Origin of the sequence: Citrobacter braakii (genome assembly GCF_009648935.1) — a bacterium.
Classification (GTDB): domain Bacteria; phylum Pseudomonadota; class Gammaproteobacteria; order Enterobacterales; family Enterobacteriaceae; genus Citrobacter; species Citrobacter braakii.
In genome coordinates this window covers 1,546,070-1,564,582 of the sequence record NZ_CP045771.1, presented here as the reverse complement: position 1 = coordinate 1,564,582, position 18,513 = coordinate 1,546,070, and the positions used below count along the sequence as shown (strand labels likewise).

Below are 18,513 nucleotides of genomic sequence, written 5' to 3'. Positions count from 1 at the left end.
TTACAAGACTAAGGACTTAAGTTATGCCAGAAACCTATACCCCCGTTACTGCGGTAACGGGCACCTGGACCGAAGAAGAGATCCGTCAACAACCTGCCAGTTGGATCCGTTCTCTCACCAATATCGACAATATTCGATCCGCCATTGATAGCTTTCTTGCGCCATTGTTGCGCAAAAACGATCTGCGGATCGTACTAACCGGGGCCGGGACCTCAGCATTCATTGGCGACATCATCGCCCCGTGGCTGGCAAGCTACACCGGAAAAAACATCACTGCCGTTCCGACCACTGACCTGGTCACCAATCCGATGGATTATCTGAATCCCGCACATCCACTGCTGCTAGTTTCTTTCGCTCGCTCAGGTAACAGCCCAGAAAGCGTTGCTGCAGTAGAACTGGCTAATCAGTTTGTATCTGAGTGTTATCACCTGCCAATCACCTGTAACGAAGCTGGTTGCCTGTATCAAAACGCAGTCGCAAGCGACAATGCCTTTGCTCTGTTAATGCCCGCAGAGACACATGACCGTGGTTTTGCCATGACCAGCAGCATTACCACCATGATGGCCAGTTGCCTGGCAGTATTCGCCCCAGAGAAAATCAATAGTCAGACCTTCCGCGACGTAGCCGATCGGTGCCAGGCGATCCTGACTTCACTGGGCGATTTCAGCGACGGTGTGTTCGGCAATGATCCGTGGAAACGGATCGTCTACCTTGGTAGTGGTGGATTACAGGGAGCTGCGCGTGAATCAGCACTGAAAGTTCTGGAACTGACTGCGGGTAAACTGGCTGCATTTTATGACTCCCCGACCGGCTTTCGTCACGGTCCAAAGTCGCTGGTTGATAACGAAACGCTGGTAGTGGTTTTTGTTTCCAGCCACCCCTATACACGTCAGTACGATCTCGATCTGTTGGCAGAGTTACGCCGAGATCGTCAGGCGCTACGAGTTGTCGCAATTGCCGCACAAACCCATGAAGTGATTGAAGCTGGCCCACATATTCTGCTGCCGCCAGCACGCTCTTTCATTGATATGGAATTAGCGTTCTGCTTCCTGATCTACGCCCAGGTCTTTGCTTTGACGCAATCCATTAACATCGGCAATACACCGGATACGCCTTCTGCCAGCGGCACTGTGAACCGCGTTGTACAGGGCGTTGTTATTCATCCTTGGAACGCCTAAAAGGATCGTTATATGAGCATTATTTCCACAAAATATCTCCTGCTGGATGCACAAAAAAAAGGCTACGCCGTACCCGCCTTCAACATTCACAACGCCGAGACGATCCAGGCGATCCTTGAAGTATGCAATGAAATGCGATCGCCCGTGATCCTCGCCGGAACCCCAGGTACCTTTAAGCATATTGCACTGGAAGAGATCTATGCACTGTGCAGCGCTTATTCCACCAGCTACGACATGCCGCTGGCGTTACATCTCGATCATCATGAGTCTCTGGACGATATTCGCCGCAAAGTAAATGCAGGAGTACGCAGCGCAATGATCGACGGCAGCCATTTCCCGTTTGAAGAAAACGTGAAGCTGGTGAAATCCGTTGTAGATTTTTGCCATGCCAAAGATTGCAGCGTCGAAGCAGAGTTAGGTCGCCTCGGCGGTGTTGAAGATGACATGAGCGTGGATGCCGAAAGCGCCTTCCTCACCGATCCACAAGAAGCCAAACAGTTTGTTGAGCGTACCGGCGTAGACAGCCTTGCAGTCGCCATTGGTACGGCTCACGGCCTCTACACCAAAACGCCTAAAATCGATTTCCAACGGCTGGGTGAAATTCGTGAAGTAGTCGACGTTCCACTGGTACTACATGGCGCAAGCGATGTCCCTGACGAATACGTCCGCCGCACGATCGAACTTGGTGTGTGCAAAGTTAACGTTGCTACCGAGCTGAAGATTGCTTTTGCCGATGCAGTCAAAGCGTGGTTTGCGGAAAATCCACAAGGTAATGATCCCCGTTATTATATGCGGGTCGGTATGGATGCGATGAAAGAAGTGGTGCGTAGCAAAATTAATGTATGCGGCTCATACGAAAAGTTGCTAACCGCCTTGCATTATTAATATATGTTTCTGGGCAATATAAAATAATAAATTAATTACTACTTACCTCTCAATTTATAAAGGTCATGATGAGATATTCATGACCTTCATGACTATACTGATAAAAATTATGGAGTACTCTACATGACACAGGAAAAGTCGTTTAAATCACGAATATGGGAATTCTTTCAAAGTCTTGGCAAAACATTTATGTTTCCCGTATCACTGTTAGCATTTATGGGGTTGTTATTAGGCGTGGGGAGTTCAATTACCAGCCCCTCTACAATTAAAAGCTTTCCATTTCTTGGTGGTGAATTAACGCAATTAACTTTTGGTTTTATTGCCATGGTAGGTGGTTTCGCATTTACCTATTTACCTGTAATGTTTGCCATAGCCATTCCATTAGGTATGGCGAAAAGAAATAAGGCTGTAGGTGCTTATTCTGGCTTCATCGGCTATATGCTGATGAACATGAGTATCAATTATTATCTGACAGTGACCCATCAACTCGCGGATACTGCAACCATGAAGCAGGTTGGGCAATCCGTAGTTTTGGGTATACAGACGCTGGAGATGGGGGTATTGGGCGGCATCGTTGCTGGCGTAATTACTTACTTCCTACATGAACGATTTCAGGATACGGTGTTACATGATGCCTTTGCATTTTTTAGTGGCATCCGCTTTGTGCCTATTATCACCTCCCTAACCCTGTCGCTTGTCGGCCTTGCTATCCCGTTGCTCTGGACCTACGTGGCGATGGGTATCGCCGGTATCGGCCATATCATTCAAAGCACCAGCGTCTTTGGTCCCTTCCTCTACGGCGTCGGTGTACTGCTGCTCAAACCTTTCGGCCTGCACCATATCTTGTTGGCGATGGTTCGCTTCACACCCGCTGGTGGTACAGAAATCGTGAATGGTCATGAGATTGCAGGCGCGCTCAACATCTTTTATGCCGAATTGAAAGCTGGCTTACCATTTAGTCCACACGTTACCGCATTTTTATCTCAAGGCTTCATGCCAACCTTTATTTTTGGTTTACCCGCCGTCGCATTTGCTATTTACCGGACAGCGAAACCAGAAAATCGGCCGATCATTAAAGGGTTGTTGCTTTCTGGAGTATTAGTTTCTGTTATCACAGGGATCTCTGAGCCTATTGAATTTTTATTCCTCTTTATCGCTCCAGCTTTATATGCCTTCCATATTGTGATGTCTGGTTTAGCACTCATGGTGATGGCAATTTTGGGGGTAACAATAGGTAATACTGACGGCGGGATTCTTGATCTTCTTATTTTTGGCGTGATGCAAGGTACATCGACGAAATGGTATCTGCTATTCCCGGTTGGTATCGTTTGGTTTACTATTTATTTCCTGGTTTTCCGTTGGTACATACTCAAACACGATATTAAAACGCCGGGACGTGAAGATTCTACCGACGGCGCAGCGCAATCCGTTGCCTCTAATACCAAAGCACGCGGGAAATCAAAATACGATCACGGCGTAATATTGAATGCGCTTGGCGGTAAGGAAAATATTGAATCGCTGGATAACTGTATTACCCGCCTTCGTCTGGTTGTGAAAGATATGTCAAAAATAGATCAACAGACATTAAAGAGTGCGGGTGCGCTTTCGGTTGTCGTACTGGATGCTCATAGCGTACAGGTGATTATCGGCCCACAGGTACAAAGCGTGAAAACTGGTATTGAAGCCTTAATTTAACAGGGGTCAGACATGTTCGATTTCGACAGTATCATCGAGCGTAAAAGCGATAAGTGCCGTAAGTGGGATCACTCCTTCGTCAGCTCGCGCTTTGGCGCGGTGCCAGAAGATTTTATCCCTTTGTGGATCGCCGATATGGATTTTACCTCACCGCCGGCGGTAATTGACGGATTTCAGCGGATCGTGAGCCACGGAACGTTCGGCTACACCTACTGTTTCGACCAGTTTTACGATGCTGTTGTGGGCTTTCAGCGTGAACGCCACCATGTCAACGTTGAACACGACTGGATAACGCTCACCTACGGCACCGTTTCTACTCTACATTATCTAGTGCAAGCCTTTTGCCAGCCGGGCGACAGCGTCATGATGAATACGCCAGTCTATGATCCTTTCGCCATGGCAACGCAGCGACAGGGGGTTACGGTACTGGCGAATCCGCTCCAGATCACGGATAACCGCTATCAGCTGGATTTTTCGCTGGTTGAATCACAGTTGAAAACTCACAGGCCTAAGCTGTGGTTATTTTGCTCGCCACATAACCCATCGGGAAGAATCTGGACACTGGCTGAAATACGTCAGGTGTCCGAGCTCTGTCAGCGCTACGGCGTTATTCTGGTGGTCGATGAAGTGCACGCTGAGCATCTGCTGGAAGGCAAATTTACCAGTTGCCTGGCTTCGGGCGCAGCGACGCAGGATAACCTGATCCTACTCACCTCACCCAATAAAGCGTTTAACCTCGGCGGACTGAAAACCTCGTATGCCATCATTCCAAACGACACTTTGCGACAACGATTCCGCCAACAATTGGAAAGGAACTCGATCACATCCCCTAATATGTTTGGAGTATGGGGGATTATTCTGGCTTACCAGCATGGGCTACCGTGGCTGGATGCGCTGAATGGCTATTTGCGGAGCAACTCCCACTACCTCGCCGACGCAATTCAAACTCATTTCCCAGACTGGAAAATGATGACGCCCGAATCATCCTATCTGGCATGGATTGACGTTAGCGGCGGTGGCAGCATGGCAACCGAGGTCGTCAACCATTTTGCTCATCACGCGGGCGTGATTATTGAAGATGGAAGCCACTACGTACAGGACGGTGAGCGCTTTATCCGTATCAACTTCGGCACACAGCGATATTGGCTGGAGCAGGCAATCGAAAGGATGCGAAAAGCGCCTTAACTTTCCCGGCAGGTCGATTGCTGACCTGCCGGACAAAACAATGGACTTACGTTATGTCAGAAACATATATGCGCTGATAAAATCAGCCGCACCTGATATTCCTGAGCATATAAAAATTAAGTAAGTCGCCATTAATAAATACACGAATACATTAATTCAAAAATAATATATCCAAATTATTTATCTAATTCAAATTATTTATGGTGAGGTTTTTAAATGAGTAGCCCTAATATTTTACTAACACGCATTGATAACCGATTAGTGCATGGCCAGGTTGGCGTAACCTGGACGTCAACAATTGGTGCAAACCTGCTGGTCGTGGTGGATGACGAAGTCGCCAGGGATGATATTCAGCAAAAACTGATGGGGATTACCGCCGAAACCTATGGTTTTGGTATCCGTTTCTTCTCGATAGAAAAAACCATCAACGTTATCAGTAAGGCGGCGCCGCATCAGAAAATTTTTCTGATCTGCCGGACGCCTCATACGGTCAGAAAGCTGCTTGAAGGAGGCGTCACGCTCAACGATGTCAATGTCGGAAATATGCATTTCTCTGAAGGCAAAAAACAGATAAGCAGCAAAGTTTACGTTAATGAACAAGATCTTGATGACCTGCATTTTATAAAAAAACAGGGTGTTAATATTTTTATTCAGGATGTCCCCGGAGATCAAAAAGAACAGATTCCTGATTAAAAGGTTAAACAACTTTTTCATAATAAAAGGATTTATTTTCTTGAGGTGATATATATGCATGAAATAACCCTTATTCAGGGTATATCCCTGGCTGCATTAGTTTTCTTTCTTGGAATCGACTTTTGGCTGGAAGCCCTATTTTTGTTCAGGCCCATTATCGTATGTACGCTAACTGGTGCAATTCTCGGTGATATTCATATTGGCCTCATCACCGGTGGTTTGACCGAGCTGGCATTTGCTGGCCTGACGCCAGCGGGCGGCGTTCAGCCACCTAACCCGATAATGGCCGGTCTGATGACTACCGTTATCGCCTGGTCAACCGGCGTTGATGCCAAAACCGCCATTGGTCTTGGTTTGCCCTTCAGCCTTCTAATGCAATACGTAATATTGTTCTTTTACTCAGCATTCTCTCTGTTTATGGCAAAAGCCGATAACTGTGCGAAAGAAGCAAACACAAGCGCATTTACGCGTCTGAACTGGCTGACAACACTGATTGTTGCTTCTTCATACGCCATCATCGCCTTCCTGTGTACGTATCTGGCACAGGGCGCTATGCAGTCACTGGTAAAAGCCATGCCCGCCTGGTTAACACATGGATTTGAAGTGGCGGGGGGCATTTTGCCTGCAGTTGGTTTTGGTTTGTTGCTCCGCGTGATGTTTAAAGCACAGTACATACCTTACCTGATTGCTGGCTTCCTCTTCGTCTGCTACATCCAGGTTAACAACCTACTGCCCGTCGCCGTATTGGGCGCAGGCTTCGCCGTATATGAATTTTTCAATGCGAAAGCCAAACAGCAGGCTCAACTTGCCACTAATAAAAACAATGAAGAAGGGGACTATAGCAATGGGATCTGAAATCAGTAAAAAAGACATTACTCGCCTTGGCTTTCGCTCGTCATTTCTTCAGGCCAGCTTTAACTATGAAAGGATGCAGGCAGGTGGTTTTACCTGGGCTATGCTCCCGGTACTAAAAAAAATTTATAAGGATGATAAAGCCGGTCTAAGCGCGGCGATGAAAGATCATTTAGAATTTATCAATACCCACCCTAATCTGGTCGGTTTTCTGATGGGATTATTGATCTCAATGGAAGAAAAGGGGGAAAACCGCGACACAATTAAAGGCTTGAAAGTGGCGCTATTTGGACCTATCGCCGGGATCGGCGATGCCATTTTCTGGTTCACCTTACTACCTATTATGGCGGGGATCTGTTCATCTTTCGCCAGCCAGGGAAACATACTGGGACCAATTTTGTTTTTCGCCGTTTATTTGATGATCTTTTTCTTGCGCGTCGGCTGGACGCATGTCGGTTACTCGGTAGGTGTTAAAGCTATCGACAAAGTACGAGAAAATTCGCAGATGATCGCCCGTTCAGCAACGATCCTCGGGATCACAGTTATTGGCGGACTTATCGCATCCTATGTGCACATTAACGTTGTAACTTCTTTTGCAATCGACAGTACCCACAGCGTGGCATTACAGCAGGATTTCTTCGATAAAGTATTCCCGAATATTTTACCGATGGGCTACACGTTACTGATGTACTACCTGTTGCGGGTGAAAAAAGCACATCCAGTACTGTTAATCGGCGTGACGTTTGTACTGTCAATTATCTCTTCAGCACTCGGCATACTTTAAACGAAATAAGGGTGAAGCAGCCTGCAACACCCTACTTCAAAAGGACTCGAAAAATGCAATATATTCAGTATTGCGACAATTATGACGTATTGAGCGATCGCGCCAGCGAACAGTTAATTACGCTGATACAGAATAAACCTGATGCAACCATCTGTCTGGCAACAGGAGGCACCCCCCTTCTCACATATCGCTACTTTGTCGAGAAAATTAACCAACGTAATATCGATTTTAATCGAGTGGTTTTCGTGAAATTGGATGAGTGGGTCGGTATTCCGTTGAACTCTCCTGCAACGTGTGAATCTTTCCTGCAACAACACATCGCTCAACCGCTGGGTTTACGAGCTGAACAGTTGGTTGGTTTTCAATCTGAAAATGTTAACGAGCAGGAGTGCGAGCGCATCACAGAGATAATTGCCAGCCGAGGCGGCCTCGATTTATGTCTGCTCGGAATAGGTAAAAATGGCCATTTGGGGTTGAATGAACCCACAGAGCTCCTGGAGCCGTTTTGTCATATCAGCGTACTTGAGGAGAAAACGCGCCATCATGACATGTTAAAAACAGCTGGTAGTCGTGTGACTCACGGCATTACGCTGGGATTGAAAGACATCCTGAATGCAAAAGAGATTTTGTTGCTGATAGCAGGTGAAGGGAAGCACGATGCGGTAGAAAAATACCTAGCCGCCTCCGTTACTACTACTATTCCTGCTTCATTTTTATGGTTGCACCGCAATGTCAGTTGCCTGATTGACGGCTCACAATATCCTGATAAATAAAATTTACAGCAACCGCCACATCCCCCTGACGCAGCAACGCGTTGCAGTTTGCCTTTTAACTGCAACGCTTTCAGCGATTTCTTCCGACATTTCTTCCGACATTTATTCCGACAAGCCGGTGATTAATCCAGGCCTTCTTACTCCCCCTGCTGTTCCAGCGCGTACTTATACAGCGCATTCTTCTTCACGCCGTGGATCTCAGCGGCCAGTGCGGCGGCCTTTTTCAGCGGCAGCTCTGCCTGCAATAAGGCCAACGTACGCAGCGCATCAGCCGGAAGGTCGTCTTCTTGCGCTTTGTGTCCTTCGACAATCAGCACCATTTCGCCTTTTCGACGGTTTTCATCTTCCTTGACCCACGCCAGCAGTTCGCCGACCGGCGCACCGTGAATAGTTTCCCAGGTTTTGGTCAACTCACGCGCCAACACCACGTAGCGGGATTCGCCCCAGACGGCAACCATGTCTTCCAGGCTATCCAGCAAACGGTGGGTGGATTCATAAAAAATAAGCGTACGCGGTTCAGCCTCAATGGCTTTCATCGCATCACGACGCCCTTTCGATTTGGCAGGCAGAAAACCTTCATAGCAAAAGCGGTCTGAAGGCAGACCTGCAGCGCTCAGGGCAGCAATCGCCGCGCAAGGGCCTGGCAGGGGAACAACGCGGATCCCTGCTTCGCGACAGGTCCGTACCAGATGGTAACCAGGATCGTTAATCAGCGGCGTTCCGGCATCGGAAACCAGCGCAATGTTTTGCCCTTCTTTAAGCTTCGCCACCAGCGTTTCGGCCTTTTGCTGCTCGTTGTGATCATGTAAAGCGAACAAACGCGCGTTAATCGCGAAGTGTTGTAACAAGAGTCCTGTATGACGAGTGTCTTCAGCGGCAATCAAATCAACGGCTTGTAAAACTTCGAGCGCTCGTTGGGTAATATCAGCCAAATTTCCTATAGGAGTAGGTACAATAAAGAGTTGGCCTTGAGAATTATCCGCCGATTCGTGTTGTTTCATTGTGTCGTCCGTATTGCCGATTTAATATTGAGCATTGAGTAAAAAAATATCACTGGATACAGTATGGTACCCTCAACATTTTCTCGTTTGAAAGCCGCACGCGCGCTACCAGTCATTCTGGCAGCACTGATTTTCGCAGGCTGTGGCACCCAGGCGCCAGACCAGAGTGCAGCCCATATGCAGGGCACTGCGCAGGCTGATTCCGGCTTTTATCTGCAACAAATGCAGCAAAGCTCAGATGATAGCAAGACCAATTGGCAATTACTCGCCATTCGTGCACTGCTGAAAGAAGGCAAGAGCCAACAGGCTATCGAGTTGTTCAACCAGCTACCACAGAAGCTAAGCGATACCCAGCGTCGTGAGCAGTCACTGCTGGCCGTCGAAATTAAGCTCGCGCAGAAAGATGTCGCTGGCGCACAGGCCCTGCTGGATAAGCTAACCCCCGCCGATTTTGATCAAAACCAGCAGGCGAGATACTGGCAGGCGCAAATCGACGTCAACCAGGGTCGTCCATCGCTGACGCTACTGCGCGCCCTGATCGCCCAGGAACCGCTGCTGGCCGCGAACGCTAAGCAGAAAAACATGGATGCCACCTGGCAAGCGCTGTCATCCATGACCCAGGAGCAAGCGCAGACGCTGGTCATCAATGCGGATGAAAACGTGCTGCAAGGCTGGTTAGATCTCCAGCGCGTCTGGTTCGATAACCGTAACGATCCAGACATGATGAAAGCCGGTATTGCTGACTGGCAGAAACGTTATCCACAAAACCCGGGGGCAAAACTATTGCCAACGCAGTTGGTTAACGTGCAGAGCTTTAAACCCGCTTCCACCAGCAAAATTGCTCTGCTGCTGCCGCTGAACGGTCAGGCCGCTGTATTTGGCCGTACTATTCAGCAAGGCTTTGAAGCTGCGAAAAATATGGGTACTCAACCCGTAGCGGCCCCTGCTGTTACCGCGCCTGCTGCGGATACAGCGGCTGCGACGACCACGGAACAGCCGCAAACGACTGACGGTGTTGCCAGCCCGGCTCAGGCGTCAGTAAGCGATCTGACCAACGAGACGCCAGCACAGCCAGAAGCTACAGCCCCACAACCAACAGCGCCTGCGCAGCCAACAACCGCCAGCGCACCAGCGAATCCGTCCGCGGAGCTGAAAATCTACGACACGTCATCACTGCCGCTGAATCAGATCCTGACTCAGGTTCAGCAGGATGGCGCCAGCATCGTGGTTGGCCCACTGTTGAAGAACAATGTTGAAGAGCTGATGAAAAGCAACACGCCATTAAACGTCCTGGCGCTTAATCAGCCGGAGTCGGTGAAAAACCTGCCGAACGTCTGCTACTTCGCTCTGTCGCCAGAAGATGAAGCGCGCGACGCAGCACGCCACATTCGCGATCAAGGAAAACAGACGCCGCTGTTGTTGATCCCGCGGAGTTCGTTAGGCGATCGCGTTGCCAACGCCTTTGCACAGGAGTGGCAAAAACTGGGTGGCGGCGTGGTGCTGCAGCAGAAATTCGGCTCCACCGCTGAGCTGAAAATGGGCGTCAACGGCGGCTCGGGGATCTCCCTGACGGGCAGCCCGGTCACCTCTTCTGTACCCGCGCAGCCTGGCGTGACGATTGGCGGTCTGACCATTCCGGCAGCACCTACCGATGCGCAAATCACCGGCGGCAGCGGTCGTGTTGATGCCGTATATATTCTGGCAACGCCGGAAGAAATTGCATTTATAAAGCCGATGATCGCCATGCGTAACGGTAGCCAGAGCGGTGCCACGCTGTACGCCAGCTCCCGTAGCGCGCAGGGAACTGCCGGCCCGGATTTCCGTCTGGAGATGGAAGGCTTGCAGTACAGCGAAATTCCGATGCTGGCAGGCGCTAACGCCCCTCTCATGCAGCAGGCGCTGGGCGCGGTTCGTAACGACTACTCGCTGGCGCGTATGTACGCGATGGGCGTCGATGCCTGGTCGCTTGCCAACCACTTCTCGCAAATGCGTCAGGTGCAGGGTTTCGAAATTAACGGCAACACCGGAGCCTTAACCGCAACGCAGGATTGTGTGATTAACAGGAAGTTATCATGGCTCAAATACCAGCAAGGACAAGTCGTCCCCGCCAGTTAACGAGTAAACAGACCGGTGACGCGTGGGAATCCACCGCGCGTGACTGGCTGCAGAGCAAGGGACTGCATTTTATCGCCGCCAACGTGCATGAGCGTGGCGGCGAAATCGACCTGATAATGCGTGAAGGCAACACCACCGTATTTGTTGAGGTTCGCTATCGGCGCTCAGCCCAGTTTGGCGGTGCAGCGGCGAGTGTGACCCGGAGCAAACAACACAAATTATTACAGACTGCCCGCTTGTGGCTTGCGCGCCACAATGGAAGTTTTGATACTGTGGATTGCCGGTTCGATGTGTTAGCCTTCACCGGAAATGATGTTGAGTGGTTTAAGGACGCGTTCAACGACCGCTCATAGTTGAAGATTCAGAGCCTGGTTCTTAAGGATTAGCGTGTTAGATAGAATTAAAGTCTGCTTTACAGAAAGCATTCAAACTCAGATAGCTGCGGCTGAAGCACTTCCGGATGCGATCTCCCGTGCAGCCATGACGCTGGTTCAGTCCCTGCTCAATGGCAACAAAATTCTCTGTTGTGGTAATGGGACGTCCGCTGCCAACGCACAGCATTTTGCTGCCAGCATGATCAATCGTTTTGAAACAGAGCGCCCAAGTTTACCTGCGATTGCACTAAATACTGATAATGTGGTCTTAACTGCGATTGCCAACGATCGCCTGCACGACGAAGTTTATGCAAAACAAGTCCGTGCGCTGGGACATGCAGGTGATGTTCTGCTGGCAATCTCTACGCGTGGTAATAGCCGCGATATCGTAAAAGCCGTTGAAGCCGCCGTGACACGCGACATGACAATTGTCGCACTGACCGGGTATGACGGAGGGGAGCTGGCCGGGTTACTGGGGCCGCAGGATGTTGAAATCCGTATCCCTTCACACCACAGCGCCCGCGTTCAGGAAATGCATATGCTGACGGTCAACTGCCTTTGCGATCTCATCGATAACACGCTTTTCCCTCACCAGGATGATTAAGGAGTACACATGAAGGCATTTTCGCCGCTTGCTGTGATTATCGCTGCCCTGCTGCTGCAAGGCTGTGTCGCTGCCGCCGTTGTCGGAACTGCTGCTGTCGGCACCAAAGCCGCGACGGATCCTCGCAGTGTAGGCACCCAGGTAGATGACGGAACCCTGGAATTACGCGTCAATACCGCGTTGTCGAAAGATGCCCAGATCAAGAAAGAGGCGCGTATCAACGTGAGCGCGTATCAGGGTAAAGTGCTGCTGGTCGGTCAGTCGCCAAATAGCGAACTGTCTGCGCGGGCAAAACAGATTGCGATGGGTGTAGAAGGTACCACTGAGGTCTTTAATGAGATCCGTCAGGGTCAGCCAATCGGCCTGGGCGATGCGTCTAACGATACCTGGATAACCACTAAAGTACGTTCCCAGTTGCTGACCAGCGATCAGGTGAAATCCTCTAACGTGAAAGTCACCACCGAAAACGGGGAAGTGTTCCTGTTGGGTCTGGTAACTGAACGCGAAGCGAAGGCTGCGGCAGACATTGCCAGCCGGGTAAGCGGCGTGAAACGCGTCACTACGGCTTTTACGTTTATTAAGTAAGACTGCTACAAATGCCGGATGGGGACGCCAGAGCGTCCTCTCCGGCATTTTATTTGGCTCTTTCGCGCAGTTCGGAAGAGGTCAGGATCGAAACGCCTTCATGTCCAGGTGCCAGTGCCTCCGCCAGCATAGCCCGGGCTACATCACGCGCCTCAATCGACTTCCAGTTCCCCGGCAGCAGCCGAAATAACGGCGCTAAAAATCTCTCATTCGCCCGCTGTTTATCCCGCTCTCCGAGTAACATTGAAGGCCGAACAATCGTCAGCCGTGGCCAATTTTGCGCGATCAGCGCCTGCTCCATTTCCCCTTTCACCCGGTTATAAAAAAACGGTGAATTGGCATTGGCCCCCATCGAACTGACCACCAGCATATGCTGAGCGCCCAACCGACGCCCCGTCAGGGCCGTGTCCACCACCAGCGTATAGTCAGCATGGATAAACGCTTCTTTGCTACCCGCTTCACGCCGGGTGGTTCCCAGACAACAAAAGACAATATCTACCGGTTCGGTGACCTGCGCCAGCGCATCGGTTAGCTGCGGATCATAGGGATTATAGACGCCAGCCGTATCAGCCAGCGGTCGACGCGTCGGCGCCGTGATGGCATTGACCCGGGGTTCATTGAGCAGCATACGCAGCAAATTTCCGCCTACCAGCCCCGTTGCGCCTGTTATTAACACCTGACTCATCGCTAATCTTCCCCTGACTCTTTAATCACTCTATTAACTATAGATCACGTTGCCAGTGCATTTTTTTACCAAAGCCCAGCGTGTTGTCCGTGAATTTGACTTCATCCAGTCGAATCTCCCACACGGGCGCAGGCAGCATTCTGGCGACCGGGAAACGGCGGTTGTAGGCGTTACGCGCGGCTTCACTCTCCAGCCCTTCAAGACGCCGGATTTCCCCTTTAAACTGTACGCCACGAATCAGGGCGACCGTTTTGGGCTGACCATTTACCGTGCCGGCAATCGGCGCGCGCAGCCCGGACATCTGCGCATGGCGCGTTTTTTCTTCGGTCAGCACATAGAACACCATCTTCTGCGCATCAAACAGGTAAAACGCATTGGCGCACCATAATTCACCGTCATGATGTACACACCAGGTCACGACGTGCTGCTTTGCCAGCCAGCGGGTCACCGCAGTCAGTGTTTCCATTTCTGTTCTCTTTTATACTGTAGGCCTGAAAATTATCACGTCGATGGTGACAATGACACCCTGGTATCTGTACCTGATCCGTACTGCGGACAACGCCTTATACACCGGAATAACCACCGATGTGCAGCGCCGCTATAAGCAGCATCAAAGTGGGAAAGGCGCGAAGGCGCTGCGCGGAAAGGGGGAACTCACGTTGGCATTTGCGGCTCAGGTCGGCGACCGTTCGCTGGCCCTGCGCTTAGAATATCGCGTCAAACAGCTTACAAAGCGGCAGAAAGAGCGCCTTGTTGAAGGCGAAGGGCTTGAGGCACTACTGAGCAGCCTGCAAACCCCCGGCGCTTAAAAACGATTGAAGTAGTCGTGGTATTCCACAAGGCCCGTCACACCCTCCAGCGCATCTTCCGCCAGGCGATGAACCTGGAACGCGCTTTCGGTGCCCGGCCAGCGGCAACGCAGGTCATGATGGGCAGCCAGCTCAAAACCAAAGCGGCTGTACAGCGCCGGATCGCCCAGCGTAACCACCGCGGCGTAACCAAACTCGTTCAGGGAATCGAGTCCTTCATAGACCAGCTGACGCGCCAGGCCCTGTCCACGGTAGTTTTCATCCACCGCGAGCGGCGCCATGCCGACCCATTGCAGGTCTTCGCCCTGGACATCGACAGGGCTGAACGCGACGTAACCCACTACCTGACCTTCGTCATCGGTAGCAACCAGACCCAGCGTTATGAAACCGTCTTCACGCAGGTCGTGCACTAATTTCGCTTCCGCATCGCTCTCAAATGAACGACGCAGCAATGCATCAATACCTGGGGCATCAATGGGAATTTCAACTCGAATCAGCATGGCTCACCTACCGAAGTCTGTTTGGTTTCTGGCGACGTTTTCATTCCCGCCTCAACAAAATCCGCCAACTGCATCAGCATGACGCGCAACGCTTTAGGCATCTGATCCAGTTCGATGGCGTCCATCAGATTTTTAACATACAGCCCTAATTCTGTATCACCTTCAATCACCAGGCGACGCTGGAAGAACAGCGTATCCGGATCCTGCTTACGCGCCGCGATCATCAGGAGATCGCTGGCATCCGCGCTAAAACTCACATCCGCCTCTGCATTCTGGCTGACGATAAGTTTATCGTTCTCAACAGAGGTATACCATTTAAGGCCAATGTCACGCACATGAATGCTCAGCCAGCGACCGTCGAGAAACTCCAGCTCCCCATCGGCCAGCGCCTGACTAAACTGCCAGCTCAGGACCTGCTCCAGAACCTGGCGCTTCAGCGCAAAGGGCGTCAGTTTAACCGGTACACTCATCAGAGAAGGACCAAAATGTACTAAGCGTGAACGCAGTTTATCCAACACGAGCTTTACTCCCTGTTTCAATTATCCTGCTATTTTGCCATATCAAATAAACGACATAGCGGCATAAATCAACAATTCGCTACGAAATTGTTACCTCTTATTGGTATCACCAATACGACTTTAACTGCCTCAAATCAAAAATTGTCTCAGCAAGGTTAACTAAAATCCCTCTTCGTTAACATTTCTGCGCCCTTTACGGCGCAACGTTCAGGATAAATTATGGAGCTGCTCTGCCCTGCCGGAAACCTCCCGGCGCTTAAGGCGGCCATCGAGAACGGCGCTGATGCGGTCTACATCGGGCTGAAAGATGATACCAACGCCCGTCATTTCGCCGGCCTTAATTTTACCGAGAAAAAATTGCAGGAAGCGGTGAGTTTTGTCCATCAGCACCGCCGTAAGCTGCACATCGCGATTAACACCTTTGCGCATCCGGATGGTTACGCGCGCTGGCAACGTGCCGTAGATATGGCGGCGCAACTGGGTGCGGATGCGCTGATCCTCGCCGACCTCGCCATGCTTGAGTATGCCGCAGAGCGCTACCCGCATATTGAGCGTCATGTCTCTGTTCAGGCATCCGCAACCAATGAAGAGGCGATTAATTTCTATCATCGCAACTTTGATGTCGCCCGCGTGGTGCTGCCGCGCGTACTGTCTATTCACCAGGTGAAGCAACTCGCTCGCGTCACGCCAGTTCCCCTGGAAGTGTTCGCCTTTGGCAGTCTGTGCATTATGGCGGAAGGCCGCTGCTATCTTTCATCCTATCTGACGGGCGAGTCTCCTAATACGGTTGGCGCCTGCTCTCCTGCCCGTTTTGTTCGCTGGCAGCAGACCCAACAAGGGCTGGAATCCCGTCTTAATGAAGTGCTGATCGACCGCTATCAGGACGGAGAAAACGCCGGTTATCCGACGCTGTGTAAAGGCCGCTATCTGGTTGATGGCGAGCGCTATCATGCGCTGGAAGAACCCACCAGCCTGAATACGCTGGAGCTGCTGCCAGAACTGCTGGCGGCCAATATTGCCTCGGTGAAAATCGAAGGGCGTCAGCGTAGCCCGGCCTACGTCAGCCAGGTGGCGAAAGTGTGGCGCCAGGCGATCGACCGCTGTATGGCCGACCCGCAAAACTACGCCCCACAGGCCGCGTGGATGGAAACGCTCGGTTCAATGTCCGAAGGCACGCAGACCACGCTTGGCGCGTATCACCGTAAATGGCAGTGAGAGAAGCAATGAAATATTCCTTAGGGCCGGTGCTGTGGTACTGGCCGAAAGAAACGCTGGAAGATTTTTATCAGCAGGCCGCCACCAGCCAGGCCGACGTTATCTACCTTGGCGAAGCGGTGTGCAGTAAACGCCGCGCTACCAAAGTAGGCGACTGGATCGATATGGCGAAATCGCTCGCTGGCAGCGGTAAACAGGTGGTGCTGTCAACGCTGGCGCTGGTGCAGGCCTCCTCTGAGCTGGGAGAACTGAAGCGCTATGTCGAAAACGGCGACTTCCTGCTGGAAGCCAGCGATCTCGGTGTGGTAAACATGTGCGCCGAGCGTAAGCTGCCGTTTGTCGCCGGGCATGCGCTCAACTGCTACAACGCGGTAACCCTGCGTTTGTTGCTCAGGCAGGGCATGGTGCGCTGGTGTATGCCGGTAGAACTGTCCCGTGACTGGCTGGTCAATCTGCTTAACCAGTGTGAAGAGCTGGGTATTCGCAATCAGTTTGAAGTAGAGGTACTGAGCTACGGGCATCTGCCGCTGGCGTACTCTGCCCGCTGCTTTACCGCACGCTCTGAAGACCGTCCAAAAGACGAGTGTGAAACCTGCTGCATCAAATACCCGAATGGGCGCGATGTGCTGTCGCAGGAGAATCAGCAGGTCTTTGTCCTCAACGGCATCCAGACTATGAGCGGCTATGTTTACAACCTCGGCAACGAGCTGATATCGATGCAGGGTCTGGTTGATATTGTGCGTCTGTCCCCTTCAGGCAGCGACACGTTCGCCATGCTCGATGCCTTCCGCGCCAATGAAAATGGCACTGCCCCATTACCGCTTGCTACCCACAGCGACTGCAACGGCTACTGGAAGCGACTGGCAGGTCTTGAACTACAGCCGTGATTAATAGCTCACTTTGTTAACAACATTCGCTAATCTTTAATGCAGTATTAAAAGATTAACCGGTAACAAAGTGAGCCGTTATGACTGACAAAACTATTCCGTTCTCGGTGCTGGATCTGGCGCCGATCCCTGAAGGATCTTCGGCAAAAGAGGCCTTCACACACTCGCTTGATCTCGCTCGACTGGCCGAAAAGCGCGGCTACCACCGCTACTGGCTGGCAGAACATCACAACATGACCGGCATCGCCAGCGCGGCGACCTCTGTGCTGATTGGCTATCTGGCTGCCAATACCACCACGCTGCATCTTGGTTCTGGCGGCGTTATGCTGCCCAACCATTCGCCGCTGGTGATCGCCGAGCAGTTCGGTACCCTGAATACGCTGTATCCGGGACGAATCGATCTCGGGCTTGGCCGCGCGCCGGGTAGCGACCAGCCGACCATGCGCGCGTTGCGCCGCCATATGAGTGGTGATATCGATAACTTCCCGCGCGACGTAGCTGAACTGGTGGACTGGTTCGACGCCCGCGATCCAAATCCTCATGTACGCCCGGTTCCCGGCTACGGCGAGCAGATCCCGGTCTGGTTATTAGGCTCCAGTCTGTACAGCGCACAGCTGGCAGCCCAGCTCGGCCTGCCATTTGCCTTCGCCTCGCACTTTGCTCCGGATATGTTGCATCAGGCGCTGCATCTGTATCGCACCCAGTTCAAGCCCTCAGCGCGTCTGGCAAAGCCGTATGCGATGGTGTGCATCAACATCATTGCCGCCGACAGCAACCGCGATGCCGAATTTCTTTTCACCTCAATGCAGCAGGCGTTTGTGAAACTGCGTCGTGGCGAAACCGGCCAGCTACCGCCACCGGTAGAGAATATGCATCAGCTGTGGTCCGCTTCCGAGCAGTACGGCGTACAACAGGCGCTGAGCATGTCGCTGGTTGGTGATAAGGCGAAAGTGCGACACGGTCTCGACGCCATTTTGCGTGAAACCCAGGCCGATGAAATTATGGTTAACGGCCAGATTTTTGATCATCAGGCACGGCTACATTCGTTTGACCTGGCGATGCAGGTGAAAGAAGAGTTGGTGGGGTAATCGTTGTTTTGCCCGGTGGCGCTTCGCTTACCGGGCTTACGAGACCATATAGGCCGGATAAGGCGCAACCGCCATCCGGCACTAAAA

20 protein-coding genes and 1 pseudogene are annotated in these 18,513 nt (G+C 51.5%); 16 read left to right on the top strand and 5 right to left on the bottom strand.

What is annotated here, in order from left to right:
- Positions 1-23 precede the first annotated feature (23 nt).
- From GFC06_RS07345 to GFC06_RS07310, 8 genes are all read left to right on the top strand, one after another.
- Positions 24-1,178, top strand: a complete 1,155-nt coding sequence (locus tag GFC06_RS07345; RefSeq protein ID WP_016157554.1) for an AgaS family sugar isomerase — start codon at positions 24-26, stop codon at positions 1,176-1,178.
- Positions 1,179-1,190: 12 nt separating this feature from the next.
- Positions 1,191-2,063 (top strand): tagatose-bisphosphate aldolase subunit KbaY, encoded by an 873-nt coding sequence (gene kbaY, locus GFC06_RS07340; protein ID WP_075848842.1) that lies wholly within the window; start codon positions 1,191-1,193, stop codon positions 2,061-2,063.
- 123 nt (positions 2,064-2,186) lie between these two features.
- A complete protein-coding gene (malX, locus tag GFC06_RS07335; RefSeq protein ID WP_047499682.1) occupies positions 2,187-3,758 on the top strand; it encodes a maltose/glucose-specific PTS transporter subunit IIBC in 1,572 nt (523 codons plus the stop codon).
- Positions 3,759-3,770: 12 nt separating this feature from the next.
- The gene (locus GFC06_RS07330) at positions 3,771-4,943 is read left to right on the top strand and encodes a MalY/PatB family protein (RefSeq protein ID WP_075848840.1); all 1,173 of its coding nucleotides are present in this window, start codon (positions 3,771-3,773) and stop codon (positions 4,941-4,943) included.
- 216 nt (positions 4,944-5,159) lie between these two features.
- On the top strand, positions 5,160-5,636 hold the full coding sequence (agaB, locus tag GFC06_RS07325) for a PTS galactosamine transporter subunit IIB (RefSeq protein ID WP_049281850.1): 477 nt from the start codon (positions 5,160-5,162) through the stop codon (positions 5,634-5,636).
- 54 nt (positions 5,637-5,690) lie between these two features.
- Complete coding sequence (agaC, locus tag GFC06_RS07320) at positions 5,691-6,491, top strand: PTS galactosamine transporter subunit IIC (RefSeq protein ID WP_047499690.1); 801 nt, start codon at positions 5,691-5,693, stop codon at positions 6,489-6,491.
- Complete coding sequence (agaD, locus tag GFC06_RS07315) at positions 6,481-7,272, top strand: PTS galactosamine transporter subunit IID (protein WP_047499692.1); 792 nt, start codon at positions 6,481-6,483, stop codon at positions 7,270-7,272. The genes agaC and agaD overlap by 11 nt, the downstream gene beginning before the upstream one ends.
- A 53-nt stretch (positions 7,273-7,325) precedes the next feature.
- The gene (locus GFC06_RS07310) at positions 7,326-8,045 is read left to right on the top strand and encodes a galactosamine-6-phosphate isomerase (protein WP_016157559.1); all 720 of its coding nucleotides are present in this window, start codon (positions 7,326-7,328) and stop codon (positions 8,043-8,045) included.
- A 137-nt stretch (positions 8,046-8,182) separates the two neighbouring features.
- Here GFC06_RS07310 and rsmI read toward each other — a convergent pair whose 3' ends face one another.
- Positions 8,183-9,046, bottom strand: a complete 864-nt coding sequence (rsmI, locus tag GFC06_RS07305) for a 16S rRNA (cytidine(1402)-2'-O)-methyltransferase (protein WP_016154652.1) — start codon at positions 9,044-9,046, stop codon at positions 8,183-8,185.
- Between the two features lie 63 nt (positions 9,047-9,109).
- Between rsmI and GFC06_RS07300 the strand changes: the two genes are divergently transcribed.
- Genes GFC06_RS07300 through dolP form a run of 4 tightly spaced genes read left to right on the top strand, consistent with a single transcriptional unit; the run spans position 9,110 to position 12,724 of the window.
- Positions 9,110-11,161 carry a penicillin-binding protein activator gene (locus tag GFC06_RS07300; RefSeq protein WP_153689981.1) on the top strand — a complete coding sequence of 684 codons (2,052 nt, stop codon included), beginning with the start codon at positions 9,110-9,112 and terminating at the stop codon, positions 11,159-11,161.
- On the top strand, positions 11,119-11,514 hold the full coding sequence (locus GFC06_RS07295; protein ID WP_019077774.1) for a YraN family protein: 396 nt from the start codon (positions 11,119-11,121) through the stop codon (positions 11,512-11,514). The genes GFC06_RS07300 and GFC06_RS07295 overlap by 43 nt, the downstream gene beginning before the upstream one ends.
- A gap of 34 nt (positions 11,515-11,548) precedes the next feature.
- Entirely contained in the window at positions 11,549-12,139 is a 591-nt protein-coding gene (diaA, locus tag GFC06_RS07290) for a DnaA initiator-associating protein DiaA (protein ID WP_003024948.1), read from the top strand.
- A 9-nt stretch (positions 12,140-12,148) separates the two neighbouring features.
- Positions 12,149-12,724, top strand: a complete 576-nt coding sequence (dolP, locus tag GFC06_RS07285; protein ID WP_003024954.1) for a division/outer membrane stress-associated lipid-binding lipoprotein — start codon at positions 12,149-12,151, stop codon at positions 12,722-12,724.
- A 49-nt stretch (positions 12,725-12,773) separates the two neighbouring features.
- Here the strand turns inward: dolP and GFC06_RS07280 are convergent, their stop codons facing one another.
- Together GFC06_RS07280 and GFC06_RS07275 are read right to left on the bottom strand one after the other, a co-directional pair.
- Positions 12,774-13,409: an NAD(P)H-binding protein gene (locus tag GFC06_RS07280; RefSeq protein WP_047499696.1), complete on the bottom strand. Its 636-nt coding sequence runs from the start codon at positions 13,407-13,409 to the stop codon at positions 12,774-12,776.
- A 37-nt stretch (positions 13,410-13,446) separates the two neighbouring features.
- On the bottom strand, positions 13,447-13,875 hold the full coding sequence (locus GFC06_RS07275; RefSeq protein ID WP_049281847.1) for a YhbP family protein: 429 nt from the start codon (positions 13,873-13,875) through the stop codon (positions 13,447-13,449).
- Positions 13,876-13,918: 43 nt separating this feature from the next.
- Between GFC06_RS07275 and GFC06_RS07270 the strand changes: the two are divergent.
- A pseudogene (locus tag GFC06_RS07270) lies at positions 13,919-14,228 on the top strand (GIY-YIG nuclease family protein).
- Here the strand turns inward: GFC06_RS07270 and GFC06_RS07265 are convergent.
- Positions 14,215-14,718, bottom strand: a complete 504-nt coding sequence (locus tag GFC06_RS07265; RefSeq protein ID WP_016154659.1) for a GNAT family N-acetyltransferase — start codon at positions 14,716-14,718, stop codon at positions 14,215-14,217. The pseudogene GFC06_RS07270 and the gene GFC06_RS07265 overlap by 14 nt on opposite strands.
- Positions 14,712-15,236, bottom strand: a complete 525-nt coding sequence (ubiT, locus tag GFC06_RS07260) for a ubiquinone anaerobic biosynthesis accessory factor UbiT (protein WP_016154660.1) — start codon at positions 15,234-15,236, stop codon at positions 14,712-14,714. The genes GFC06_RS07265 and ubiT overlap by 7 nt, the downstream gene beginning before the upstream one ends.
- 219 nt (positions 15,237-15,455) lie before the next feature.
- Between ubiT and ubiU the strand changes: the two genes are divergently transcribed.
- The 3 genes from ubiU (at position 15,456) to GFC06_RS07245 (ending at position 18,426) form a co-directional block, all read left to right on the top strand.
- Positions 15,456-16,451 (top strand): ubiquinone anaerobic biosynthesis protein UbiU, encoded by a 996-nt coding sequence (ubiU, locus tag GFC06_RS07255; RefSeq protein WP_016154661.1) that lies wholly within the window; start codon positions 15,456-15,458, stop codon positions 16,449-16,451.
- Between the two features lie 8 nt (positions 16,452-16,459).
- On the top strand, positions 16,460-17,338 hold the full coding sequence (locus GFC06_RS07250; protein ID WP_141875701.1) for a U32 family peptidase: 879 nt from the start codon (positions 16,460-16,462) through the stop codon (positions 17,336-17,338).
- Positions 17,339-17,418: 80 nt separating this feature from the next.
- Positions 17,419-18,426 carry a luciferase-like monooxygenase gene (locus GFC06_RS07245; protein ID WP_016154663.1) on the top strand — a complete coding sequence of 336 codons (1,008 nt, stop codon included), beginning with the start codon at positions 17,419-17,421 and terminating at the stop codon, positions 18,424-18,426.
- Positions 18,427-18,513: the final 87 nt, after the last annotated feature.